Below are 25,280 nucleotides of genomic sequence, written 5' to 3'. Positions count from 1 at the left end.
GACGGCCCCTTTCGCGTGGCGCGCCCGCGTTCAGCCGCGGGGTGGGCGCGCCCGCCGATGGTGTGCGGGCGGGGGGACTAGGAGGCGGCCACCCACAGCTGGAGGCTGTAGTTGCCGGAGCCCGGCGAGCTCTCGCCCTGGAGCTGGTAGGCGGCGGTCACCGTGGCGGTGGACGGGCACAGGAAGTTGCTGCCGGTCGAGATCTTGTTGATGGTGGCGTTGGCCAGCTTGATCTGGGCCTGCGCGACCGTGGTGTCGGGCCGGTTGGGGTTGTTCGGGTTGTAGCCGTTGGCGGTGACGCTGCCGCCGTAGTAGCAGGTGATGCCGCCGAAGATGCTGGCGTCGGCGCGGACCTTGAACCCGGCGATGGTGACGGTGGCGTCCCGGCCGCCGGTGTGCGCGCCGTCGTAGGTGACGTTCCCGCCGCTCCACGGCAGGCTCTGCGCGGTGACCGTGACGGTGCCGCCGCCGCCCGGGCAGGCCGGCCCGGGGTTGTTGGTGAACGTCGCGGAGTTGATCGTCAGGGCGGTGCCGTCGGAGTGCACCGAGCCGAGCATGGTGGACTGGTTGCAGGAACCCCCGCCGACGGAGGTGCTGACGGTGGCCGTGCCGAGCAGCGAGCCCTTCACGTTGCCGCCGAAGAGGGGGCCGGTCGCCGAGCCGGAGTGGATGCCGGTCCCGGCCGCCGTCGCCGCCGTGGCGGAGCCGACGACGAGCGCGGCCGCGGCCGCGGCCAGCATGAACGATTTCCTGATTTGCGCCACCGGATGCTCCTTTGTCCGGTTACGGGGTGGGCAACGCGAAGGTAACTTCATCTCTCTCGTCCGAAAAGAAGTCTGACCGAGGTTGTTATGGCCGGAATGTGACACTCGCTCATGTTCAAAGTCGGGTTACGTTGGGGGATTGGGCAATTTCAAGCCCAATGGGCCGTATGTGACTTGGTGTCACGATCGGCTGTTCATGCGCCGTCGGTCCCGCCGTGGGGTCCGCGTCACCTGGAAATGATCATCTGCGTGCCGTACCCCGCACTCGACGAAACGGACATGGCGCATGCGTACGGCACGACTCGGAAGGGCCCGAAGGGCCGCCGCCGCCCTGGCGGTCCCGCTGGCGGTGGCCACGGCGATCGGAACGGTCCAGGCCCCGGCGGCCCTCGCCGCGCCCGCGCCGGTGGACGTCCAGCTGCTGTCGATCACCGACTTCCACGGCTACCTCCAGCCCTACAACGACGCCGCGAACGGCCAGGTCCAGCTCCCGGACGGGACGAGGCTCACCGTCGGCGGCGCCGCCTACAACGCCGCCCACCTGCAGCGGCTCCGCGCCGGGCAGCGCAACTCGATCCTGTTCTCGGCCGGTGACAACTTCAGCGGCTGGCCGTTCGAGGTGGACGCGTTCGGCGACGAACCCACGATCGAGGTGCTGAACAAGCTCGGTGTCCGGTTCTCCACGGTCGGCAACCACGAGCTGGACGTCTCGGCGTCCAACCTCAAGGACCACATGATGAAGGGGCGCTGCTTCGGCGTCCGCGACGTCGACAGCTGCTTCACCGACTCGACCGGCCACCGGTTCCGCGGCGCGAAGTTCCCGTTCTACACGGGCAACATCGTGGACGCCCGGTCAGGAAAGCCCATCCTGAAGCCCTACAACATCGAGTGGGTGCGCGGCGCGAACGGCAGGCGGATTCCGGTCGGCTTCATCGACCTGACCGTCCCGGACACGCCGGTCGGCAGCACGTCCTACCAGCCCGGACTGCGCTCGCTGCCGCTGCTGGAGACCGCGGACCGGTACGCCGCCGAGCTGCGCCGGCGCGGGGTCCGCGCGATCGTGGCGAACGTGCACGACGGCGGGACGGCCGGCGGCGGGTTCAACGCGTGCGCCAACCCGTCCGGGCCGGTGATCGACTTCGCCCGGAAGGCGTCCCCGGACATCGACGCGATCGTCACCGGCCACTGGCACGCGGGCTTCAACTGCTCGCTGCCCGACCCCGCGGGGGACCCGCGCCCGGTGATCGAGGGCCTCAACCACGGGCGCCTGATCAGCGAGATCGACCTGAAGCTCGACCCGCGCACCGGCGAGGTGGACCGTTCCGCGACCCGCTCCGCCAACCACCCGGTGACCCGCGACATCGCCCCCGACCGCGAGGTCCAGCGGATCGCCGACTACTGGACCGGGCGCGGGAACCGCCGCGCCGCCGAACCCCTCGCCACCCAGACCGGCGACTTCACCCGCGCCGCGAACCCGCAGGGCGAGAGCACGCTCGGCGACCTCGCCGCGGACGTCCAGTACTGGACGGCGAACCGCGGCCCCGCCGGACGCGCCGACCTCGCCCTCGTCGCCACCAAGCCCGCCCAGGGCAGCACGGCCCTCGCCGCGGACCTGCCCGTCGCGAAGGGCACGTCCGCCGGGGACGCCGACGGCCGGATCACCTTCGGCGAGGCGTGGCGCGCCTACGGCTACGGCAACCCGATCCTCACCGTCGGGCTGACCGGCGAGAAGATCCGGCAGGCGCTCGAACAGCAGTGGCAGAAGGGCAGGTTCGCGCCGCTGGCGGTTTCGGCGAACGTCCGCTACCGGTACGACGCGAGCCGTCCGGACGGGCAGCGCGTCGATGCCAAGGACGTCCTGATCGACGGCAAGCCGCTCGACCCCGCCCGCACCTACCGCGTCGCGGCGCTCGCCTACATGCTGATCGGCGCGGACGGCTACCCGGCGCTGACCGGCTTCACCGACCCGTACCGCAACGCGCCCGCCGACCACGAGGCGTTCGTCGCCTACCTGCGCGCGCACCCGACCCTGACGCCCGCCCCGCTCGACCGCGTCAACGGCTGACGGCAGGCGGCAAGCGGCAACGGAAAGGGCCGGAGTGGACGTAGTGTCCGCTCCGGCCCCTCGACCGTCAGGGCCGGGTCAGGCCAGCGGGGGCTCCTGCTCCCGCTCCTCGGCCTGGATCACCTGCATGACCGCGTTGATCAGGGCCAGGTGGGTGAACGCCTGCGGGAAGTTGCCCAGGTGCCGCCCGGTGTGCGGGTCGATCTCCTCGGCGTACAGCTGCAAGGGGCTGGCGTAGCTCAGCAGCTTCTCGCACAGCGCCTTCGCCCGCTCCACCTCGCCGATCATCACCAGCGCGCTGACCAGCCAGAACGAGCAGATCGTGAAGGTGCCCTCCTCGGAGTCGAAACCGTCGTCGGTCTCGCTCGCCCGGTACCGCAGCACCAGGTCGTCCTCGGACAGCTCGTCGGCGATGGCGAGCACCGTCTCGCGGACCCGCTTGTCGTCCGGCGGCAGGAAGCCCAGCAGCGGGATCAGCAGTGCCGAGGCGTCCAGCGCGTCCGCGCCGTAGTGCGCGACGAACACGCCCCGGTCGTCCAGCGCGTTCGCCAGGACGTCGGCGTGGATCTCGTCGGCCGCCGCCTGCCAGCGCCGGGCCCGGTCGTGGTCGCCGCGGATGCGGGCGAGCCGCGCGCCGCGGTCGGCCGCGACCCAGCAGAACATCTTGGACGAGGTGAAGTGCTGCGGCTCGCCGCGCACCTCCCACATCCCGGCGTCCGGCTGCCGCCAGTTGTCCAGCGCGTCCTCGACCTGCTTCACCACGATCTTCCAGAGCCGGTCGTCCAGCCGGTCGCGCTTGCGCACGAACATGTAGACCGACCCGATGATCGCGCCCCAGACGTCGTGCTGGTTCTGCACGTACGCCTCGTTGCCGATGCGCACCGGCCGGGCGCCGTCGTACCCGCTCAGGTGGTCCAGCGTGGACTCGGGCAGCTCCTCCCGGCCGTCCAGGCCGTACATGATCTGGAGCTTGCCCTCGGCGGCCTCGGCGACGTCGGTGATGAAGTAGAAGAAGTCGTTGGCCTCCCAGTCGTAGCCCAGCGTGTAGAACGCCCACAGGGCCATCGTGGAGTCGCGGATCCAGGTGTAGCGGTAGTCCCAGTTGCGCTCGCCGCCGGGCGTCTCGGGCAGCGAGGTCGTCGCCGCCGCCGCGACCGCCCCGGACGGCGCGAACGTCAGCCCCTTCAGCGTCAGCGCGCTGCGCTGCAGGTGGCTGCGCCAGGGGTGGTCGGGGAACCGGCCGCGGTCCAGCCAGTGCTGCCAGTGGTGGACGGTCCAGACCAGCCGGTCCTGCGCCTCCTCGTAGGTGGCGGGCGGCTCGTGCTCGCTCCAGGACAGCGCGACGAACCGGGCGTCGCCCTGCTTGAGCAGCGTCCGGGACGTGGCGAGGGAGCCCTCGAACCCGACGTTCATGTCCGTCGTCAGGCGCAGCGCGACACCGTTCCCGCGCGCGATGGCCTCGTGGTAGCCGGCGCCGGAGTGCTCCCAGCGGGCCGGGGTCTGGCCGTAGTCGAACACCGGCATGCAGTCGAGCCGGACCTGGGCCTGGCCGTTCACGCAGCGCACCATGCGCAGCAGGACGTGGTCGGCGTCGTAGTCGGTGGGGGCGCGGCGGTGCGTGTGGGACCGCTCCGTCTCGTGGTGCCAGGGCCCCATCAGCAGGGCGTCGGTCACCACGATCCACCCCCCGTGCACCCACCAGGTGGTCTCCATGACCATCGTGCCCGGGATGTACCGCTGCGCGGCGGGCACCTCGACACCCGCCGGGCCCACCCGGAAGTACCCGGCGTCGCGGTCCAGGATGGAGCCGAACACGCTGGGCGAGTCCATCTTGGGCAGGCACATCCACTCGATGTTCCCGCTCGGGGCGACCAGCGCGGTCGTCTCGCAGTCCGACAGGAACCCGTAGTCGGCGATCGGAGCGAACGGCTCTCCCGCCCGGCCACCGGCGACCTTCGGCCTCACGGCCTCACCTCCTCTGTGGTCCATCATTCCCTCCCTTCGGCAATGGCCCGGCCATGGATCGGGCCGGGGCCGCCGTGGGATTCCCCGGCGGGGGTATCGGGCGCTTCCTGCCGGGGAGGCGTCTTAAGTCGTTATTGGTATAGGCCATTACAATGCTCCTGAGCTGGGGAAACGGGCCACGGGGCGACGGGCGCCGAGCGAGCGGCGAATCCGCGGGTACAGTCCCCGCAAACAGGGCGAAGCTCCTACTGCCTGGACAAACGCGATCTTGTACGACACCGCGGACGGTCCGGGCGGGGGAGACCCCGCCCTGTCGTTGGGTGGAACCGGAGCGAGAAGGAGCTCCCCGTGCCGAAGTTCGTGTACGACTTCACTGAGGGCAACAAGGACCTCAAGGATCTGCTGGGAGGCAAGGGCGCCAACCTGGCCGAGATGACCAATCTCGGGCTGCCCGTGCCGCCCGGCTTCACGATCACGACCGAGTCCTGCAGGCACTACCTCGAGCACGGCACCCTCCCCGAGGGGCTCGAGACCGAGATCGACGAGCACCTCGCCGCGCTGGAGTCGGCGATGGGCAAGAAGCTCGGCCAGCCGGACGACCCGCTGCTGGTCAGCGTCCGGTCCGGGGCGAAGTTCTCCATGCCCGGGATGATGGAGACCGTCCTCAACATCGGCCTCAACGACGCGTCCGTCGCGGGCCTGGCGGCCCAGGCGGGCGACGAGCGGTTCGCCTGGGACTCCTACCGGCGGCTGATCCAGATGTTCGGCAAGACCGTCCTCGACCTGGACGGCGAGCTGTTCGAGGACGCCCTGGAGGACGCCAAGCGCGCCAAGGGCGTCAGCACGGACGCGGAGCTGGACGCCGAGGACTACCGCACCCTCGTCGGCACCTTCAAGAAGATCGTCAAGGACGAGACCGGACGCGACTTCCCGACCGACCCGCGCGAGCAGATGAACCTGGCGATGCTCGCCGTGTTCGACTCCTGGAACGCGCCGCGCGCCATCCTGTACCGGCGGCAGGAGCGGATCCCGGTCGACCTCGGCACCGCGGTCAACATCTGCTCGATGGTCTTCGGCAACCTCGGCATGGACTCCGGCACCGGCGTCGCCTTCACCCGCGACCCCGCGTCCGGGCACCAGGGCGTCTACGGCGACTACCTGCAGAACGCGCAGGGCGAGGACGTCGTGGCGGGCATCCGCAACACCGTCCCGCTCACCGAGCTGGAGCGGATCGACAAGACCTCCTACGACCAGCTGCTCGAGATCATGGAGACGCTGGAGAACCACTACCGCGACATGTGCGACATCGAGTTCACGATCGAGCGCGGCAGGCTGTGGATGCTCCAGACCCGAGTAGGCAAGCGGACCGCCGCCGCGGCGTTCCGCATCGCCTGCCAGCTGCTCGACCAGGGCCTCATCGACGCCGACGAGGCCGCCTCCCGGATCACCGGCGACCAGCTCGCCAACCTGATGTTCCCGCGCTTCGACTCGTCCGCCGCGAAGGACGCCAAGACGCTGACCAAGGGCATGAACGCGTCCCCCGGCGCGGCCGTCGGCAAGGCCGTGTTCACCAGCGACGCGGCCGTGGCCGCCGCCGAGCGCGGCGAGGACGTCATCCTCGTCCGGCGCGAGACCAACCCCGACGACCTGGCGGGCATGGTCGCCGCGCGCGGCGTCCTCACCTCCCGCGGCGGCAAGACCTCGCACGCCGCCGTCGTCGCCCGCGGCATGGGCAAGACCTGCGTCTGCGGCGCCGAGGAGCTGGACGTCGACGTCAAGGGCGGGAAGTTCACCGCGCCGGGCGACGTCGTCGTGTCCGAGGGCGACGTGATCTCCATCGACGGCACCAGCGGCGCGGTCTACCTGGGCGAGGTGCCGGTCGAGGACTCGCCGGTCGTCCAGTACTTCGAGGGCAGGCTGTCCGCTTCCGACGGCGACGAGCTGGTGGTCGCCGTGGACCGTGTCATGGCTCACGCGGACGCCCGGGCCCGGATGAGCGTCCGCGCGAACGCCGACAACCCCGAGGACGCCGCGCGCGCCCGCCGGTTCGGCGCGCAGGGCATCGGCCTGTGCCGGACCGAGCACATGTTCCTCGGCGACCGGCGGCAGCTGGTCGAGAAGCTGATCCTCGCCGAGACCGGCGACGAGCGGCAGGCCGCCCTGGACGCCCTGGAGCCGCTGCAGCGCGCGGACTTCGAGGGGATCTTCGAGGCGATGGACGGGCTGCCGGTGACGATCCGGCTCATCGACCCCCCGCTGCACGAGTTCCTCCCCGACCTCACCGAGCTGTCGGTGAAGGTGGCGCTGGCCGGCGCGGACGCCGATCCGCAGGACCGCCGCCTGCTGGAGGCCGTCACCCGGCTGCACGAGCAGAACCCTATGCTCGGACTGCGCGGTGTGCGGCTCGGTTTGGTGATTCCCGGACTTTTCGGCATGCAGGTCAGGGCGATCGCCGAGGCGGCCGCCGCGCGCCGGTCCGCGGGCGGCGACCCGCGCCCGGAGATCATGATCCCGCTCGTCGGCGCGGTGCAGGAGCTGGAGGCCGTCCGCGAGGAGGCCGAGGGCATCCTGAAGGACGTCGCGGCGCGGACCGGGGTGGACGTCCCGGCGCTGATCGGCACGATGATCGAGGTCCCGCGGGCCGCGCTCACCGCCGGGCAGATCGCCGAGGCGGCCGAGTTCTTCTCCTTCGGCACCAACGACCTCACGCAGATGACCTGGGGCTTCTCCCGGGACGACGTGGAGGCCGCGTTCTTCTCCCGCTACCTCGAACTGGGCATCTTCGGCGTGTCGCCGTTCGAGACGCTGGACCGCGAGGGCGTCGGGCGGCTCGTCCGGATCGCCGTCGAGGAGGGCCGCGCGACACGCCCGGGCCTGAAGCTCGGCATCTGCGGCGAGCACGGCGGCGACCCGGACTCGGTGCACTTCTGCCACGAGGTCGGGCTCGACTACGTGTCCTGCTCGCCGTTCCGCGTCCCGGTCGCGCGGCTGGAGGCGGGCCGCGCCGCGATCGAGACGGCCGGCAGCGACAGCCGCTGACCGCGCGCAGCGGCAGGCGGTGATCATGCGCCCGGTCCGTCCGGTTTTCTTACCGGACGGGCCGGGCGAACCGTTCGCGTGTCCGCCGTCGTCTAACTAGCGTGTCAGGTGCGATGACGATGGAACTGGACGTGCCGGAGAACGAGCCCGAGTTCGAGGACCGGACCCCCGCCGAGGGGACCGGGCGCAAGCGCGGCCGCAAACGCCGCAGACCCCGGCCGCGCTGGTTCGTCGTCACCGTCGGCGTGATCGGCGCGCTGCTCGGCATCATCGTCGCGACCCCGCTCACCGTCGGCCTGCGGGTCTGGTACCAGGCGCGCCAGGACGAGCGGCCCCGCTCGGACGCGATCATCGTGCTCGGCGCGGCGCAGTACAACGGCGTCCCGCAGGCGACCCTGAAGTGGCGGCTCCAGCACGCGCTGGACCTCTACCAGCACGGGGTCGCGCCGCGCATCGTCACGGTCGGCGGCAAGGCCCCCGGCGACAACTTCACCGAAGGCGACTCCGGCCGCCGCTGGCTGATCCGGCAGGGCGGCCTGCCGGCCGACAAGGTGATCTCCGTCCCGGTCGGCCGGGACACGCTGCAGAGCCTCAAGGCCGTCGGGGCCGAGTTCAAGCGGCTCGGGCTGCGCTCCGGCGTGATCGTCACCGACCCGTGGCACGAGCTGCGGGCCAAGCGGATGGCGTCGGACAACGGCATCGACCCCGCCGGCTCGCCGACCCGCAGCGGCCCGAGCGTGCAGACCCGCGACACCCAGTTCCACTACATCGTCCGCGAGACCGGCGGGTACCTGTCCTACGTGCTGTTCGGCAAGAGCGTGCACACGCCGGAGGAGACGATCAAGGGCGTCGTCCCGGACAACACCGGCACGCCGAGCACCCCGCCGAGCCGCTGACCTCCTACCGCGGCGCGGGCGCCTCCGGGTGGGGCGGCGGCGCCTGCGGGTGGGGCGGCGGCGCCTGCGGGTGGGGCGGCGGCGCCTGCGGGTGGGGCGGCGGCGCCTGCGGGTGGGGCGGCGCCTGCGGGTGGGGCGGCGGTGGCTGCGGAGAGGGCGGCGCTATCTGCGCGGCCTGCGCGGGGGGCTGCCGCGCGGCCAGGAAGGCCGGGTGGTGCTCCGCCGGGACGCCGTAGCGCTCCAGCAGGGCGCGCAGCTCCCCGGACGCGGCCGGGTCCGCGACGACGCGGGCGGCGAGGTCCTTGACGTCCACCTCGGCGCCCGAGGCGTCCCGGAGCGTGGCCGGACCCTCCCAGGACAGGATCCAGCGCGCCTTGCGGGTCTCGACGAGGACCCCCTGCACCGCGCGGACCAGCACGTTCTCGACCAGGGCGCGGTCGTCGCCGCTGCCCTGCCAGCCCAGCTCGCGCAGCCCCGCGGCCAGCTCGGGGATCCGCCCGGCGGCGAGGGCGGCGAACGCCCCGCCGAGGGTCGGCTCGGCCGCGCCGTTGATCCGCTGCGCCGCCACCAGCAGGTCGCTGACGGCCTCGGCGTTGCCCGCGTTGTAGAGCGCGCGGGCGGTCAGCTCCTCCCACGGGACGGCGGGCAGCGCGCGCGCCTCGTCCGACCAGAGCTCGGCCTCGATCGCCCGCTCGGCCCCGGCGGGGTCGCGCAGCACCGTCCACGCGGACCGGTCGTCCACCCGGACGGGGCTCTCGGCCAGCCGGGAGATCGCGGCGAGCCGCTCCGGCAGGCTCGGGTGCGAGTCGTACGGGGAGGTCTCGGCGCTGTTCGCCTCGTTGAGGAACCGGTCGCGCTGGCCGTCCAGCAGGCGCCGCAGCCCGCCGTACAGCTCGGTCGGCCGGGCCTTCGCCGCGCCGATCATCGGCAGGTACTCCGACCCGTACGCCTTCCAGGCCGCGCCCGCGATGTGCACCTTGGTGAGCGCCTCGGACGCGGCGCGGCGCCCGGCGATCCGGACGGCGAACTCGTCCGCCTCCAGCTCCTGCCGCCGCGACACCGCCTCGGAGATCCGGAAGTACAGCTTGGCGTACCAGACGAACAGCCGCTGGATGACCGGATGGTTGCCGAGCCCGCCGATCGCCCTGATCAGCGCGACCCGACCCCGGTAGGTCGGCTGGCCGAGCCGGGTGTGCGAGCCGCTGTAGTGGCCCAGCTCGTGCCCGAGGACCGACGCCAGCTCGGACCGGGTGAGCAGGCTCAGCAGCGGCAGCCCGACGAACATCCGGCGGCGCTTGGCGCGCAGGCCGAGCCAGGACGTCTCCTCCATGACGGCGGCGTTCACGTCCGGGACGATCCGAATCTCGTCCGGCGGCGCGGTGCCGACGGCGCCGGCCAGCGCGGTGACCTCGCGCCACAGCTCCGGCTCCTGCTCGGGGGTGACGGCCCGTCCGTACTGGTCCGCGCCGTCCTTGCCGCGGCCGACCATGAACAGCGCGCGCAGCAGGGCGAGCGCCGCCACGGTCAGCACGATCACCACCTTGAGCGCGGCGAGGTGCGAGGGGTGCATGAGGAAGAGCGCGTCGGCGGTCACGGCGACCGCGATGACGAGCCCGACGAGGAGGTAGAAGCCGGCGAGGAGGGTGAGCGCGAGGACGGCGCGCAGCGTGGTGGTCATCGGCCGGACCCTGGCTGCCTGGTGGTCATGTTCCCTGGCCTTGATGATCGGGAGGTGAAGGGGATCGGGGGGTGGACGGGGGCGGGAGATCGCGGAGGGACGGGGGATTCGGCGGGAATCCGGGTCGGGTGCGTACGCTGGGAGGAGATGAGCGTATACACCGACCGTGACCGCGCGCGGCGGGCCCCCGAACCGCCCAAGCGCCGCGACCGAACCGCTTTCGAGCGCGACCGCGCGCGGGTGCTGCACAGCGCCGCGCTCCGCCGGCTGGCCGCCAAGACCCAGGTCGCCTCGCCGGGCGCGCCCGAACCGTCCGGGAACGTGCAGATCCTGCGCACCCGGCTGACCCACTCGCTGGAGTGCGCCCAGGTCGGGCGGGAGCTGGGCAAGTCCCTGGGCTGCGATCCCGACCTGGTCGAGACCGCGTGCCTGTCGCACGACATCGGCCACCCGCCGTTCGGCCACAACGGCGAGGCCGCCCTGGACGCCGTGGCGGCCGACTGCGGCGGTTTCGAGGGCAACGCGCAGAGCCTCCGCGTCCTGACCAGGCTGGAACCGAAGTCGTTCGCCGAAGACGGGAGCAGTGTCGGCCTCAACCTGACCCGCGCGGCGCTCGACGCGGCGATGAAGTACCCGTGGCCACAGTCGGACGCCGTGGACGGGAAGTTCGGCATCTACGCGGACGACCTGGGCTACGCGCGCTGGGTGCGCGAGGGCGCCCCCGAGGGCCGCGCGTGCTTCGAGGCCCAGGTCATGGACTGGAGCGACGACGTCGCCTACTCCGTCCACGACCTGGAGGACGCGCTGGTCGCCGGGCACATCGACTTCGCCCGGCTCGCCGACCCCGCCGAGCGGCGGCTGGTGTGCGAGACGGCCGCCAAGCTGTACTGCGCGGGCTCCCAGGTCGCCGCGGACGTCGCCGAGCTGGAGGAGCGCTTCACGGACCTGCTCGCCGAGCCGTACTGGCCGGACCGCTACGACGGCTCGATGCGCACCCTCGCCGCGTTGAAGAACCTCACCAGTTCCCTCATCGGACGGTTCTGCGTGGCGGCCGAGCAGGCGACGCGCGCCGCCTATGGGGACCGTCCGCTCACCCGGTACGCGGCCGACCTGATCGTCCCGCGCGAGCAGCGGCTGGAGAACGCCGTCCTCAAGGGCATCACGGCGCACCACGTGTGGATCAGCCACGAGACCGAGCGGGCCCGCCAGCGCGAGCTGATCCTCGACCTGGCCGACCGGATGTCGGCCGGCGCGCCCGGCACGCTGGACCCGATCTTCCGCGAGGCGTTCGAGGCCGCGCCGGACGACGCCGGGCGGCTGCGCGCCGTCGTCGACCAGATCGCGTCCCTCACCGACACCTCCGCCGTGGCGCGGCACCGCGCCCTTGTCTCCCCTGGGGAGTCGGCGTAGTGAGTTAAGAACGGCCCGTGTCCGGGAGCCCACGCTAAGGAGACCCGCCATGCCCCAGCAGACGTTCGTCATAGTCGGAGCGAGCCTGGCCGGCGCCAAGGCAGCGGAGACGTTGCGGAACGAGGGCTTCGACGGCCGGATCGTCCTGGTGGGGGAGGAGATCGAGCGTCCCTACGAGCGCCCGCCGCTGTCCAAGGGCTTCCTGCTGGGGAAGGACGAGCGGGAGTCGGCGCACGTCCACCCGGCGGAGTGGTACGAGGCGAACCAGGTGGAGCTGCGGGTGGGGACGTCCGCGACGTCCATCGATCGCGTGGAGCACCAGGTCGTACTGTCGACGGGGGAGCGGCTGCCTTACGACCGGCTGCTGCTGGCCACGGGCGCGTCCCCGCGCCGGCTGGAGGTGCCGGGCGGGAAGCTCCAGGGCATCCACTACCTCCGGACGATGGCCGACTCCGCGGTGCTGCGCGAGGCCCTGTCCCCCGGCGGGCGGCGCGTGGTGGTGGCCGGGGCGGGCTGGATCGGGCTGGAGACGGCCGCGGCGGCCCGCGAGTACGGCAACGACGTGACGATCATCGAGCCCGAGCCGGGCCCGCTGCACCGCCACCTCGGCCCCGAGCTGGGCGAGGTCTTCGCGGGCCTGCACCGGCGGCACGGCGTGGACCTGCGCTTCGACCAGAGCGTGGCGGGCTTCTGGGGCGCGGGCCAGGTGTCGGCGGTCGTCACGTCCGGCGGGGCGGAGATCCCGGCGGACGTCGTCATCGCCGGGATCGGGGCGCGCCCGAACACCGGCTTGGCCGAGGACGCGGGCCTGGACGTCTCCGACGGCGTCCTGACCGACGCGAGCCTCCGCACGTCCGATCCGGACATCTACGCCGCCGGGGACGTGGCCGCGTTCTACCACCCCGTCCTGGGACGGCGCGTGCGCGTGGAGCACTGGGCGAACGCCCTGGACGGCGGACCGGTCGCGGCGCGCGGCATGCTCGGCCAGGAGGCCGTGCACAGCGCGGTCCCGTACTTCTTCACCGACCAGTACGAGCTCGGCATGGAGATGTCGGGCCTGGCTTCGCCCGGCGACTACGACGAGATCGTCTACCGGGGAGAGACCGACGCCCTGGAGTTCATCGCGTTCTGGCTCAAGGCGGGCCGCGTGGTCGCCGCCATGAACGTCAACGTCTGGGACGTCACCGACGACCTCCGCGCCCTGATCGCCGGCGGCGCCACCCCCGACCGCGCCCGCCTGGCCGACCCCAAGGTGCCCCTGGCCGATCTCGCCTGACCACCGAGCCGGCCTGGGCCTGAGTGGACAGAGCGGGCATGGTGGGTGATCTTGGTCATAGGGTGTGGGGGTGACCGCACTCGCCGCCGGAGCCCGCGCCGACCTGCGTTCCGCGCGCCGCGCGGTGACCGTGGCCTTCCTGGTGCACGGGCTCTCCGCGGCGGCGTGGGTGGCGCGGATCCCGCAGATCAAGGAGCACCTCGGGCTCGGCGCGGGCACGCTCGGGCTGGCGCTGCTCGGCTCGCCGGTCGGGGTGGTGCTGGCCACGCGGGTCGCGGGCCGGACGGTCGCACGGTGGGGCAGCCGGACGACCGTGCTGGTGGCCGGGACGGCCGCCGCGCTCGCCCCGGTGGCGCTCGGTCTCTCGCTGAACCTGCCGATGCTGGTCGGCGCCCTGGTGCTGCTCGGCGCGTCCCTCGGCCTCATGGACGTGGCGATGAACGCCCAGGGCGTGGCGGTCGAGCGCGGGTACGGACGTCCGATCATGTCCGGGCTGCACGGGGTCTACAGCATCGGGACGCTGGTCGCGGCGGTGATCGGGTCCGCGGCCGCGCACGCGCATGTGCCCGTGGCCGTCCACCTGAGCGTGCTGGGCCTGCTGCTCGTCGCGCTCCTCCAGGCGGGCGCACGCGCCCTCCTGGACCGTTCCAATTCCTTGCTGGACGAAGGCGCCTCCACGACCGTCTCCGACCCCGTCACGGCCTCTGAGGACGGTTCGGAGGCTCCTCCGGCCTCGTCCGGGAAGGGAGCCGGGGTCCTGCTGGCCCTGCTGGGGATCGTCGGGCTCTGCTCCTTTGTCGGGGAAGGCGCGATGGCGGACTGGAGCGCCGTCTACCTGAAGGAGTCGCTGGGCGCCGGAGCCGGGTTCGCCGGGCTCGGCTACGCGGGGTGCGCGGTGGCGATGACCGCCGGACGCCTCGCCGGAGACCGCGTGGTCGGACGGTTCGGAGCCGTGAAGGTGCTGCGCGCCGGGTCGCTGGTGGCGTGCGCGGGACTCGCCGGCGGGCTCGCGGCGGGCGTGCCCTGGGCGGCTGTAGCCGGTTTCACCTTGTTCGGGCTTGGCGTGGCGGCGGTGGCGCCGGTCACGTTCAGCGCGGCCGGGAACCTGCCCGGGATTCCGGCGGCGCACGGGATAGCGCGGGTGACGGCGACCGGCTACCTCGGCCTGCTGGGCGGTCCTCCGGTGATCGGGTTCGTCGCGCAGGCGGTCGGGCTGCCGTGGGCGCTGGCCGTCCCGGCGGCGCTGGCGGGCATGATCGCGCTGCTCGCGGGGGTGACGCGGGCGGCCGATCGTTGACCTTCTGTGATCACCCTTGCGGGGATCCATCCGGACCTGTCGGGTAATGTTCCGGCAAGTGAGCACCTTGCAGCGGTCAAGGCCCAACAAAGTGGCCCTGGCCGTGCGTCCCTACCGGCCGTTCCTGAGCGAACTGCTCAGTTTCGGCTTCGTGGGGTTCGTCGGCACGGTGATCACGATCGGCGGCGCGAACCTGCTGCGGGCGTGGCTCGGCGGCTCGCCGGTCACCAGCGTGGTCATCCCGACCCTGGTATCGACCGTGACGTCCTACCTGGCGAACCGGTACTGGACGTTCCGCCGCCGCGACAGCGACGGCTCCGGCCGCGAGTTCGTGATCTTTTTCGCGCTCAACGGCATCGGCATGCTGATCCAGGTGCTCTGCACGGGCTTCGTCTACTACTCGCTGCAGCTGCACGGCGGCATCGCCTACAACCTCGGCCTGCTCGCCGGGCTCGGCCTCGGCTCGTGGTTCCGCTACTGGTCGTACCGCAAGTGGGTGTTCACCCCCGCCGCGGCCTGACGCGCGGACGCCTGGACGCCTGGACGCCTTCCCGACCCCCTCCGAACCCCTTCCGGAATCCGGAAGGGGTTTTCCCGTGCCGCTACTCAACTAAAAAGGTAGGGAAAGTTGCAAAACGCCGGAACCGGGGTTACGGTCATGCCGCGCGCCCCGAACCCCCGTGGGCGCACGCTCGGAAAGTCGGAAAGAGGCACCCCCGATGAGGCTGCGACCGTTCGTCCTGCTGGGATCCGCGCTGCTGGCGGCCACGTCCGCCGTGGCCGGCTGCGGCGGGGGCTCCGGCTCCGGCGGCGGCGCGGCGTTCGACCCGAAGACCTGCCAGGGCGGCACGCTGACCGTGCTGAACCAGGGCGGGCTCGGCAAGTTCGACCCGGCGACGCTCTACACCTCCGGCGGCGGCGCACTCCCGTCGCTGGTCTACCGGACGCTCACCACGCGCAAGCGCGTCCCCGGCCAGGACGGCACCAAGCCCGTCCCGGACCTGGCCACCGACCTCGGTACGCCCAGCGACAACGCCAAGACCTGGAAGTACACGCTGCGGGACGGCCTGAAGTTCGAGGACGGCACGCCCATCACGTCCAAGGACGTCAAGTACGGCATCGAGCGCTCGTTCTCGCCGGACCTGCCCGGCGGCGCGCCCTACCTGCACGACTGGCTGGTGGACGGCACCGGCTACAAGGGCCCGTACAAGGGCGGCGACCTCAAGTCGATCGAGACGCCGGACGACAAGACGATCGTCTTCAAGCTCCGCGCGCCGCACGGCGACTTCCCCTACCTCGCGACCGCCACCCAGTTCGCGCCCGTCCCGAAGGCCAAGGACACCGGCGTGAAGTACCAGAACGCGCCCGTCTCCAGCGGCCCGTACAGGGTCGCGAAGTACGAGGTCGGCAAGAAGCTGGTGCTCGTCCGGAACCCGTCCTGGTCGCGCGCGGTGGACGGCCAGCGGCTCGCCTGCCCGGACCGGATCGAGGTGACCGCCGGGCTGGACGCGACGGTGATCAACCAGCGGCTGTCCAGCGGGTCCGGCGCGGACGCGAAGGCGATCACCACCGACACCTCCGTCGGACCCGAGCAGCTCGCCCGCGTCGGCGGCGACCCGAACCTCGCCAAGCGCGTCGCGCGCGGCGTGTTCGGCGAGACCAAGTACCTCGCGTTCGACACCACCAAGAAGCCGTTCAACGACGTCCGCGTCCGGCAGGCCGTCGCGTACGCGATCAACCGGCAGTCGGTGATCAACGCGATCGGCGGCAGCGAGCTGGCGTCCCCGGCGACCACGTTCCTGCCGGACGGCAAGGCGTTCGGGCAGCAGCCGTACGACTACTTCCCCGCGGGCCAGTCCGGCGACCCGGCCAAGGCCAAGGCGCTGCTCGCTCAGGCCGGATACGGCAGCGGCCTCACCGTCGACCTCGCCTACCCGAACGTCGACACCGACGGCATCGGCCCGAAGGTCGCGCCCGCCGTCCAGGACGCGCTGAAGCAGGCCGGGATCACCGTGAAGCCGAAGCCGTTCAGCGACGACGACTACCGCAACGTCACCGGCAAGCCGTCCACGCAGCCCGCGCTCAGCCTCCAGACCTGGGGCACCGACTGGCCCGCCGGCGGGCCGTTCCTCATCCCGATCTTCGATGGCCGGCAGATCATCACCAGCGGCGGCAACTTCAACCTCGCGCAGCTGAACGACCCGGCGGTGAACAAGGAGATCGACCGGATCAACACGATCACCGACGCCGCGCAGGCCGCGCCCGCCTGGGGTGCGCTGGACGCGACGATCGGCAAGCAGGCTCTGGTCGTCCCGCTGTACCACCCGAAGACCGTCGCGCTGTTCGGCAAGGACGTGAAGAACGCCTACGTGGACGAGTGGCGCGGCTGGTACGACATCGCGTCCGTCTCGGTGAAGTGACGGCCGCGCCGTGACCCTGTTCGACAGCGAGCTTGCCGCTGGCGCGGACCCGGTACTCGCCCCCGGCGAGGAGCCGGTACCCGCCGCCGGGACGGACCCGGTTCCGTCCCGGCGCGGCGGGGCCTGGCGGCGGCTCCGCGCCGACCGCTCCGCCCTCGCCGCGCTCGTCCTGGTCGGCCTGCTGGTCCTGGTCGCGCTCGCCGCGCCGCTGCTCACCGCGCTGGAGGGCCAGGACGCGACGACCTTCCACAGCCAGCTGCTCGACTCGGCGCGCGGCGGCGTCCCGCACGGCGCGTTCGGCGGGATCGGCGCGGACCACTGGCTCGGCGTCGAGCCGGGCACCGGCCGGGACGTGTTCGCCCGGATCGTCTACGGCGCCCGCGTCTCGCTCGGCGTCGCGCTCGCCGCGACCGCCCTGGAGCTGGTCGTCGGCATCGCGATCGGCCTCGCCGCCGGGCTCGGCGGCCCCCGGGTGGACGCGGTCGCCGGACGCGTGATCGAGATCGCGATCGCGTTCCCGTCGCTGCTGCTGGCCCTCGCGCTGCTGGCGATCGTCCCGCAGTCGGTGCCCCGGCCCGTCCTGGTCGCGCTGGCGATCACGGCCGTGAACTGGGGCAACGTCGCCCGCGTCACCCGCGCGCAGGCGATGTCCCTGCGCACCCGCGATTACGTGGACGCCGCGCGCCTGGCGGGTGTCGGGCCCGTCCGGATCGCGCTGCGCGAGATCCTGCCCGGCCTGACCACGCCGCTCATGGTGCTCGCCGCGCTCAAGGTGCCGAGCAACATCGTCAGCGAGGCGGGCCTGTCGTTCCTCGGCGCCGGCGTCCGGCCGCCGACGCCGTCCTGGGGGCAGATGCTCTCCACCTCGACCACCTGGTTCCAGACCGACCCGGCCTACGTGATCGTCCCCGGCGGGCTGCTGCTGGTGACCCTGCTGGCCTTCTCCCTGTTCGCCGACGGCGTCCGCCGCGCCCTGGACCCCCGGAGCACCCGCGTATGAGCACCACGTTGAGAAGGACGGGCGCGTGATCTGGTTCCTGGTGCGGCGCCTGCTCGCGACGGTCGCGGTGCTGCTGGTGATGTCGGCGATCGTCTACGGCCTGTTCTACCTGATGCCCGGCGACCCGGCCGTGCTCGCGTGCGGCAAGCGCTGCGGGCCGGACCAGCTCGTCGTCACCCGGCACAAGCTCGGCCTCGACCAGGCGGTCTACCTCCAGTACTGGCACTTCCTGCAAGGTGTCGTGGTCGGCCGCGACTACTCGTCCGGACCGGACGTGAACCATTGCGCCGCGCCCTGCCTCGGCTACTCGTTCCAGTCCGACCAGCCCGTGACGAACCTGCTGCTGGACCGGCTGCCGGTGTCGGCGTCGCTGACGCTCGGCGCGCTCGTCCTGGCGCTGGTGCTCGGCGTCGGCGCGGGACTGCTGTCGGCGCTGCGGCGCGGGACGTTCGTGGAGCGCCTGCTCACCGGCGTGACGCTGCTCGGGTTCTCGACGCCGGTGTTCCTGATCGGGCTGATCCTGCTGCTGGTGTTCTGCGCCTGGCTGAAGGTGCTGCCGTTCCCCAGCTACGTGCCGCTGACCGAGAACCCGGCGGAATGGGCGCGCAACCTCGTCCTGCCGTGGTGCGCGCTGGCGCTCATCGAGGCGGCGCTGTTCGCCCGCGTCGCCCGCGCGGGCACGCTGGAGACGCTCGCCGAGGACCACATCCGGACGTTCCGCGCGTACGGCGTGCCCGAGCGGCAGGTCGTCCGGCGGCACGCGCTGCGCGGCGCGCTCGCCCCGGTCGCGACCATCACCGCCGTGGAGCTCGCCACGATCATCGTGTCGGCGATGCTCACCGAGAGCATGTTCGGCCTGCCCGGCATCGGCAAGCTCGCCGTCGAGGCCTCGACCAGCGTCGACCTGCCCGTCATCACCGGCGTCACGCTGCTCGCCGGGACCGCCGTCGTGCTCGCCAACGCCGTCGCGGACCTGCTGCACGCCGCCATCGACCCGAGAGTGAAGCTCGCATGACCCCGGTGAGCGAAGCCCCCATGACCCCGGTGGGCGAAGCTGCCACGGCCCCCGTCCTCTCCGTCCGCGACCTGCGGGTGCGGTTCGGCGACCGCGAGGCGGTCGGCGGCGTCTCCTTCGACCTCGAACCCGGCCGCGCGCTCGGCGTGGTCGGCGAGTCGGGGTCCGGCAAGAGCAGCCTCGCGCTCGCCCTGTCCCGCCTGCACACCGGCGCGGACGTCACCGGCGAGGTCCGGGTGGACGGCACGGACGTGCTCGCCGCGTCCGACGCCGAGCTGCGGCGGCTGCGCGGCGGCCGGATCGCCATGGTCTTCCAGGACCCGCTGTCCTCGCTCGACCCCTACCTGCGCGTCGGCGACCAGATCGCCGAGGTCTACCGCGTGCACACCGGCGCGACCCGCCGCGCCGCCGCCGCCAAGGCCGTCGAGGTACTGGACCGCGTCGGCATCCCGGACGCGTCGCGCCGCGCCCGCGCCCATCCGCACGAGTTCTCCGGCGGCATGGTCCAGCGCGCGCTGATCGCGATGGCGCTGGCCCTCGAACCGCGCGTGCTCGTCGCGGACGAGCCGACCACCGCCCTCGACGTGACCGTCCAGGCCCGGCTGCTCACCCTGCTGGACGAGCTGCGCGAGGAGACCGGCATGGCGCTGCTGCTGGTCAGCCACGACTTCGGCGTGGTCGCCGAGACCGCCGACGACATCCTGGTCATGCGCGCCGGGAAGACCGTCGAGCACGGCCCGGTCGAGACCGTCCTGCGCACGCCGTCCGCCGCCTACACGCGGGAGCTGCTCGAAGCCGTCCCACGCCTGGACACCCCGCGCCCGGCCGTGGTGACGTCGCGGACGCCGCCGCCCGAACAGGCGGACAGTCCCCAGGAATCGCTGCTGCGCATCAGCGGGCTACGCCGGGAGTTCCGGCTCGGACCGCCATTGCGGCGGCGCGTGGTTCCGGCCGTGGACGGCGTGTCTCTGGAGGTCGCTCCCGGCGAGGTGCTCGGCGTCGTGGGGGAGAGCGGCAGCGGCAAGACGACCCTCGCGCGGCTGATCGTCCGGCTGCTCGCGCCGTCCGCCGGGACGATCGAGTTCGCCGGACGCGACGTCACCCGGCTCCCCGCCCGCGAGCTGCGCCCCCTGCGCCGCGACCTGCAGATGGTGTTCCAGGACCCGCTGGCCTCGCTCAACCCGCGCCGCACGGTCGGCGACAGCATCGCCGACCCGCTGCGCGTCCTCGGCGAGCCCGACGCCGAGCGCCGCGCCCGCGACCTGATGGACCGCGTCGGACTCGACCCGGACCGCTACGGCGCCTACCCGCACGAATTCTCCGGCGGGCAGCGCCAGCGCGTCGGCATCGCCCGCGCGCTCGCGCCGGACCCGCGCCTGCTGGTCTGCGACGAGCCCGTGACGTCCCTGGACGTCTCGACGCAGGCGCAGATCCTCGCGCTGCTCGCCGAGCTGCGCGCCGAACGCGACCTCGCGCTGCTGTTCGTATCGCACGACCTCGCCGTGGTCCGGCAGGTCAGCGACCGCGTCGCGGTCATGCGCGCCGGACGCGTCGTCACCCTCGGCGACGTCGACACCGTCTACGACCAGCCCGAGGACCCCTACACCCGGGCCCTCCTGGCCGCCGTCCCGAAGCTGGCCGCCCTCACGCCCGCGACCTGACGGTCAGGCCTCGCCGCGGGACATCCGGATCAGGCGGTCGAGGACCTTGCCGCCGCTCACCCGCAGCCCGTCGTGCTCCCACTTGTTGGTCACCCAGGCCCGTGCGTTGGGGACGGCGCCGATCGTCTCCATGGACAGGCCGAAATCGACGTACATGTCGTCGTGGTAGACGGCGGCGGACACCGGGACCTCGTTGCCGCGCAGCCGGGCCGGGTCGTACAGGGCGGGCCAGTCGGCGCGCTCGGCGAGCAGGTCGGCGGCCTCGCGGAGCGGGGCGAGGGACGGGTCGTCCGCGACCATCCAGGGATAGATCATCTCGCCGGTGAACAGCAGCGGCCCGGGGCCGTCCGGGTCCGGGGCGAACTCGGGGAACTCGGCGCGGAGGCGCTGCGCCGCCCAGCGGGTCGACTGCCCGCCCTGCGCGTAGAGCGGCTCGTGCAGGACGATGTGGATCGGCGCGTCGGTGTGGCTCAGGTGCGTCCCGACCTCCTCCAGGAAGACCGGCGACAGCTCGGGCCCGCCGTCGGCGAAGGCGAGTTCGAGCAGGTAGTGCAGGCGGTCCGCGCCGGTCCCGGTGCCGAGCATCAGGCCGAGCGACTGGAAGCCCTCGACCGTGAGGCGGCGCCCGTTCGGCAGCCGCTCGTCGTGCCCCGCGAGGCGGCGCGCGATGTCGCGGACGAGGTCCACGTCGTCCGGGTAGCGCTCGTAGAAGGCGGCGTTCTTGGCGGCGACGCGCGGGTACGTCCGCCGGTAGACGTCCTCGGCGGTGGCGGTCAGGCCGGGCGTCCCGCCCGTGACCAGCGCCTCCCGGACGCCCTCCGCCGCGAACGACAGGTAGGTGTGCGCGCAGAACCCGCCGAAGCTCTGCCCGAGGACCGTCCACGGGACGTCGCCGAGCAGCTCGCGCCGGACCAGCTCGGCATCCAGCACGATCGAGTCGGCGCGGAACCGGGCCAGGTAGCGGGCCTGCTCCTCCGGCTTGCCGAGCGCCGCGACCCGCCGCGCCGTCACCGGCGTGGACAGCCCGGTGCCGCGCTGGTCCAGCAGCAGGACGCGGTAGTCCTCCAGCGCCCGGTCGAGCCAGCCCTCCCGGCCGGCGAACCGCGGCCCGCCGTACCCCGGCCCGCCCTGAAGGAACAGCAGCCACGGCAGGTCGCCGCGACCGGCGTGCGCGGTCGCGACGACCTCGCGGGCGAACACCTCGATCCGCGGCCCGTCCGGGGCGTCGTGATCGAGCGGGACGAGGAAGCGGTGGCCGGTGACGACGGTCCCGGTCTGGCGGAACGAACGCATATCCCCGACCCTAAAGCCCCGGCGCCGCGGGCCGGAGGTCAGCGGCCCGCGGGGACGATCTTTTCGGCTTGGGAACGGGCCTCGGAGAGGACGCCCGCGATGTCGGTGCCGGGACGCTGGGAGAAGATCACCTGGTCGATGCCCGCCTCGGCGAGGCGTCCGGCCGTGTCGAGGGCCTGGGCCGGGGACGCGTCGTCCGGGAGCAGGGTCAGGGACGTCTTCTCGATCTCGGCGTAGTCCCGGCCCTCGCGCTCGCAGTGCTCGCGCAGCACGTCCAGCTTATGCGGGAGTTGGTCGCCGTCGAAGATGTTGCAGGCGTCGGCGTACTTCGCGACGAACCGCAGCGTCTTCTTCTCGCCCATGCCGCCGACCAGGATCGGCGGGTGCGGGCGCCGCACCGACTGCGGCGAGTTCAGCGGGCGCTCCGCGGTGACCTTCGCGCCGTGGAACGGCGCGTCGTCGCCCTTCCACATCTGGTGGGCGAGCCGGAGCGTGTCCTCCAGCAGCTCGAACCGCTCGGCCGTCGGCGGGAAGTACAGGCCGAGGCCGCGCGACTCCTCGTCGTTCCACGCCGCGCCGACACCGAGCCAGGCGCGCCCGCCGGACAGCACGTCCAGCGTGGTGACGGTCTTGACCAGCAGGCCGGGGGACCGGTAGCTCACCCCGGTCACCATCGTGCCGAGCGTGATGCGCTCGGTGAGCGCCGCCGCGTAGGCGAGCGCCGAGTAGCCCTCCAGCATGGGGTCCTCGGCGGGGCCGACCGACTGGATCTGGAAGAAGTGGTCCATCACCCACAGCGAGTCGAGCCCGCCCTGGTCGGCGTCGCGGGCGATCCGGGCGAACTCCGGCGCGATCCGCTCGGGGCCGCCGGGGAAGGTGAAGCTGGGTACCTGAAGTCCGATGCGCATGGTTCCGAGTCTCGGACCTGGAGCGCACTCCAGGTCAAGGGCCCCTGTTGACCTGGAGCGGACTCCAGGTGAAATCCTGACCCGGTGAGTTCCTACTCCCCGGCCGAGACCGCCGAGAAGAGCGGTTTCAGCATCGACACGCTCCGGTACTACGAGAAGATCGGCCTGCTGGGCGGGATCGCGCGCAACGCGTCCGGACGGCGGGTGTTCAGCGACGACGACCTCAGCTGGCTCGGCATGCTGCGCTGCCTGCGCGAGACCGGCATGCCCATCGCCGAGATGCTCCGCTACTCCGAGCTGGCCCGCGGCGGCCAGGAGACCTTCGCCGAGCGCCTCGAACTCCTCCAGGACCACGACCGCCGCGTCGAGGCGCAGATCCGGCTGCTCCGCGCCCAGCAGAAGAAGATCAAATGGAAGATCTCCTTCTACAGCGGCAAGGGCGTCCCCGAAGACGACTAGCGTCGCCGGTCGGACGCCGGTTCGGGATCAGGCCGGGCGCCAGTGCGGGTCGCGGCCGAGCATGCGGAGGAGGCGCTCGCGCAGGTCGGGGCCGTCCGCGGGAAGGGACGGGCCGAAGCTCTCGCCCGGACGGCGCGACTCCGGATCGTCCGGGACGATCTGGGCGACCTTCAGCGACGCCTCGACCAGGTCCGCGTCCGGCTCCCAGGGGAGGCCGAGCGTGGCCGCGACGTCCCAGGCGTGCACGACCAGGTCGACCACGTGGAACGTGATCGCCAGAGCGCCGGGGAACGCGCCGCCGTCGCGCACCTCCGGCAGGGCGAACTCGCGGGTCAGGACGCCGTCGTCCGCGAACGCCTCCGTGACCAGCCGACCGGACGCGACGACCGCCGCGTGCGGGTCGTCGCCGAGCGAGCCGCCCCGCCACTCCGCGAGGGTGCCGCCCTCGCCGCGCGCCGCCGCCGCGAAGCCGATGTCCTGGCTGACCTGGTGCCGCAGCAGGCCGTACAGCGTCCAGTCCGGGCAGGGCGTCGGGCGGGCGAGATCGGCGGGCCCGATCTTGGCGGTCAGGGAGGCGAAGAAGTCGAGCGCCCGGCGGTCCAGGTCGCGGAAATCCGAGGTGAGCAGGTCGGTCAGCACGTCCATGCGTCCACCGTAGGGACCCTCAAAGGCCCACGTACAGAGCCAATATCGACCTGCCTTACTAGGCCAATCTAGACTGCGCGGCGTGGAGCTGCACATCACCCTGGACGACCGCCGCGACCTCACCGGAAGCCTGTACCGGCAGCTCAGGGACGCCGTCCTGGACGGGCGGCTGCGCGCGGGTGAGGCGCTGCCGCCGACCCGCGAGCTGGCCCGCCGCCTCGCCGTGTCGCGCGGCACCGTCTCGGTCGTCTACGAGCGGCTCGCCGCCGAGGGCTACCTGGAGGCGCGCGTCGGCGCGGGCACGTTCGTCCGCGAGTCGGCCGTCCCGACGCCGGCGCGCCGCCCGTCCGCCGCGTCGCCGCTCCGCCCGCGCGAGGTCTGGACGGGCCTGCGCGCCTGGCCCGACCGGCTCCGGGACGTCCCGTACGACCTGCGCGCCGGCCTCCCCGACACGCGGCTGTTCCCCTACGAGTCGTGGCGGCGGCTGGTCGCGGGCGAGCTGCGTCCCAAGATCTACGACATCGGCGACCCGGCCGGGCTGCCCGTGCTGCGCGAGGCGATCGCGCGGCATGCGGGAGTGTCGCGGTCGGTCCGGGCGAGCGCGTCCGACGTGGTCGTGACGTCCGGCATCCAGCAGGCGCTCGACCTGATCGGGCGCGTGCTGCTCGAACCGGGCGACGTCGTCGCCGTCGAGGACCCCGGCTACCCGCCCGCCGCGACGCTGTTCCGCTCGCAGGGCCTGCGCGTGACCGGCGTCCCCGTGGACGCCGAGGGCCTGCGCGTGGACGCCCTCCCGCCCGACGCCCGCGCCGTCTACCTCACCCCGTCCCACCAGTTCCCGATGGGCATGCCGATGTCGCTGCCGCGCCGCCGCGCCCTGCTCGACTGGGCCCGCCGCCGCGACGTCGTCGTCATCGAGGACGACTACGACACCGAGTTCCGCTACGGCGGCCGCCCGGTCGAGCCGCTCCAGTCCCTGGACGAGGACGGGCGCGTCCTCTACCTCGGCACCTTCTCCAAGCTGATGCGCCCGGTGCTGCGGCTCGGCTACCTGGTCGCGCCGCCCGCCCTGCACGAGGCGCTCCGGATGGCCCGGCACGTCACGTCCTGGCACGGCGACCCGCCCGTCCAGGCCGCCCTGGCGCGCTTCATCGACGAGGGGCTCCTCGCCCGCCACATCCGCCGGTCCCGCCGCGTCTACGAGGAGCGCCACGAGCACATCGCCGCGGCCCTCGCCGCCGACTTCGCCGACCGCCTCACCCCCATCCCGTCCGCGGCCGGTCTCCACCTGAGCGCGACGCTATCCGGCCCCTCCGACATCCGGACCGTCCGCGCCGCCGAGGCCGAAGGCGTGGCGCTCTTCCCGCTCTCCGACTTCGCCGTCACCGAGCCCCCGGTGAACGGCCTGGTCTTCGGCTACGGCGCCATCACCCTGGACGACCTCCCCGAAGCCCTTCACCGCCTCCGCCACGTCCTGACCTGACCCCGC

The 25,280-nt window shown here is 72.7% G+C and carries 19 protein-coding genes; 13 read left to right on the top strand and 6 right to left on the bottom strand.

Going from position 1 to position 25,280, the window contains the following annotated elements; genetic code table 11:
* Positions 1-77: 77 nt before the first annotated feature.
* On the bottom strand, positions 78-764 hold the full coding sequence (locus FHU30_RS20235) for a hypothetical protein (RefSeq protein WP_253877837.1): 687 nt from the start codon (positions 762-764) through the stop codon (positions 78-80).
* Positions 765-1,050: 286 nt separating this feature from the next.
* On the opposite strand from FHU30_RS20235, the gene FHU30_RS20230 reads away from it, so the two are divergent.
* Positions 1,051-2,829, top strand: coding sequence for a bifunctional metallophosphatase/5'-nucleotidase (locus tag FHU30_RS20230; RefSeq protein WP_253877836.1), 1,779 nt, complete (start codon positions 1,051-1,053; stop codon positions 2,827-2,829).
* A gap of 78 nt (positions 2,830-2,907) precedes the next feature.
* Here the strand turns inward: FHU30_RS20230 and FHU30_RS20225 are convergent, their stop codons facing one another.
* The gene (locus FHU30_RS20225) at positions 2,908-4,794 is read right to left on the bottom strand and encodes a glycoside hydrolase family 15 protein (protein WP_253877835.1); all 1,887 of its coding nucleotides are present in this window, start codon (positions 4,792-4,794) and stop codon (positions 2,908-2,910) included.
* Positions 4,795-5,142: 348 nt separating this feature from the next.
* Here FHU30_RS20225 and ppdK point away from each other — a divergent pair, with 348 nt between their 5' ends.
* Positions 5,143-7,833, top strand: coding sequence for a pyruvate, phosphate dikinase (gene ppdK, locus FHU30_RS20220; protein WP_253877834.1), 2,691 nt, complete (start codon positions 5,143-5,145; stop codon positions 7,831-7,833).
* A 113-nt stretch (positions 7,834-7,946) separates the two neighbouring features.
* Positions 7,947-8,729, top strand: a complete 783-nt coding sequence (locus FHU30_RS20215; RefSeq protein ID WP_253877833.1) for a YdcF family protein — start codon at positions 7,947-7,949, stop codon at positions 8,727-8,729.
* Positions 8,730-8,733: 4 nt separating this feature from the next.
* Here FHU30_RS20215 and FHU30_RS20210 read toward each other — a convergent pair whose 3' ends face one another.
* Positions 8,734-10,407 carry a M48 family metallopeptidase gene (locus FHU30_RS20210; protein WP_253877831.1) on the bottom strand — a complete coding sequence of 558 codons (1,674 nt, stop codon included), beginning with the start codon at positions 10,405-10,407 and terminating at the stop codon, positions 8,734-8,736.
* A 147-nt stretch (positions 10,408-10,554) separates the two neighbouring features.
* On the opposite strand from FHU30_RS20210, the gene FHU30_RS20205 reads away from it, so the two are divergent.
* The 8 genes from FHU30_RS20205 (at position 10,555) to FHU30_RS20170 (ending at position 20,486) form a co-directional block, all read left to right on the top strand.
* A complete protein-coding gene (locus FHU30_RS20205) occupies positions 10,555-11,817 on the top strand; it encodes a deoxyguanosinetriphosphate triphosphohydrolase (protein WP_253877829.1) in 1,263 nt (420 codons plus the stop codon).
* Between the two features lie 49 nt (positions 11,818-11,866).
* Complete coding sequence (locus FHU30_RS20200) at positions 11,867-13,093, top strand: NAD(P)/FAD-dependent oxidoreductase (protein WP_253877827.1); 1,227 nt, start codon at positions 11,867-11,869, stop codon at positions 13,091-13,093.
* A 70-nt stretch (positions 13,094-13,163) separates the two neighbouring features.
* Positions 13,164-14,390, top strand: a complete 1,227-nt coding sequence (locus tag FHU30_RS20195) for an MFS transporter (RefSeq protein ID WP_253877825.1) — start codon at positions 13,164-13,166, stop codon at positions 14,388-14,390.
* A gap of 58 nt (positions 14,391-14,448) precedes the next feature.
* Complete coding sequence (locus FHU30_RS20190) at positions 14,449-14,910, top strand: GtrA family protein (RefSeq protein ID WP_253877823.1); 462 nt, start codon at positions 14,449-14,451, stop codon at positions 14,908-14,910.
* 199 nt (positions 14,911-15,109) lie between these two features.
* Positions 15,110-16,810, top strand: coding sequence for an ABC transporter substrate-binding protein (locus FHU30_RS20185; RefSeq protein ID WP_253877821.1), 1,701 nt, complete (start codon positions 15,110-15,112; stop codon positions 16,808-16,810).
* A 10-nt stretch (positions 16,811-16,820) separates the two neighbouring features.
* Positions 16,821-17,810 carry an ABC transporter permease gene (locus FHU30_RS20180; protein ID WP_253877819.1) on the top strand — a complete coding sequence of 330 codons (990 nt, stop codon included), beginning with the start codon at positions 16,821-16,823 and terminating at the stop codon, positions 17,808-17,810.
* Positions 17,811-17,835: 25 nt separating this feature from the next.
* Complete coding sequence (locus tag FHU30_RS20175) at positions 17,836-18,825, top strand: ABC transporter permease (protein ID WP_253877817.1); 990 nt, start codon at positions 17,836-17,838, stop codon at positions 18,823-18,825.
* Between the two features lie 5 nt (positions 18,826-18,830).
* Entirely contained in the window at positions 18,831-20,486 is a 1,656-nt protein-coding gene (locus FHU30_RS20170) for a dipeptide ABC transporter ATP-binding protein (RefSeq protein WP_253877815.1), read from the top strand.
* 3 nt (positions 20,487-20,489) lie between these two features.
* Here the strand turns inward: FHU30_RS20170 and FHU30_RS20165 are convergent, their stop codons facing one another.
* Together FHU30_RS20165 and FHU30_RS20160 are read right to left on the bottom strand one after the other, a co-directional pair.
* Positions 20,490-21,779, bottom strand: coding sequence for an alpha/beta fold hydrolase (locus FHU30_RS20165; protein WP_253877813.1), 1,290 nt, complete (start codon positions 21,777-21,779; stop codon positions 20,490-20,492).
* A 38-nt stretch (positions 21,780-21,817) separates the two neighbouring features.
* Positions 21,818-22,687: an LLM class F420-dependent oxidoreductase gene (locus FHU30_RS20160; protein ID WP_253877811.1), complete on the bottom strand. Its 870-nt coding sequence runs from the start codon at positions 22,685-22,687 to the stop codon at positions 21,818-21,820.
* Between the two features lie 84 nt (positions 22,688-22,771).
* On the opposite strand from FHU30_RS20160, the gene FHU30_RS20155 reads away from it, so the two are divergent.
* Positions 22,772-23,146 (top strand): MerR family transcriptional regulator, encoded by a 375-nt coding sequence (locus FHU30_RS20155; protein ID WP_253877809.1) that lies wholly within the window; start codon positions 22,772-22,774, stop codon positions 23,144-23,146.
* A 27-nt stretch (positions 23,147-23,173) separates the two neighbouring features.
* Here the strand turns inward: FHU30_RS20155 and FHU30_RS20150 are convergent, their stop codons facing one another.
* A complete protein-coding gene (locus FHU30_RS20150) occupies positions 23,174-23,791 on the bottom strand; it encodes a TIGR03086 family metal-binding protein (protein WP_253877807.1) in 618 nt (205 codons plus the stop codon).
* 82 nt (positions 23,792-23,873) lie between these two features.
* Between FHU30_RS20150 and pdxR the strand changes: the two genes are divergently transcribed.
* The gene (pdxR, locus tag FHU30_RS20145) at positions 23,874-25,274 is read left to right on the top strand and encodes a MocR-like pyridoxine biosynthesis transcription factor PdxR (RefSeq protein WP_253877806.1); all 1,401 of its coding nucleotides are present in this window, start codon (positions 23,874-23,876) and stop codon (positions 25,272-25,274) included.
* Positions 25,275-25,280: the final 6 nt, after the last annotated feature.

Origin of the sequence: Actinomadura rupiterrae, from assembly GCF_024172125.1 — a bacterium.
GTDB lineage: Bacteria > Actinomycetota > Actinomycetes > Streptosporangiales > Streptosporangiaceae > Spirillospora > Spirillospora rupiterrae.
Note: the sequence above shows the minus strand (reverse complement) of the source record. Positions and strands in the feature narration are given on the sequence as shown.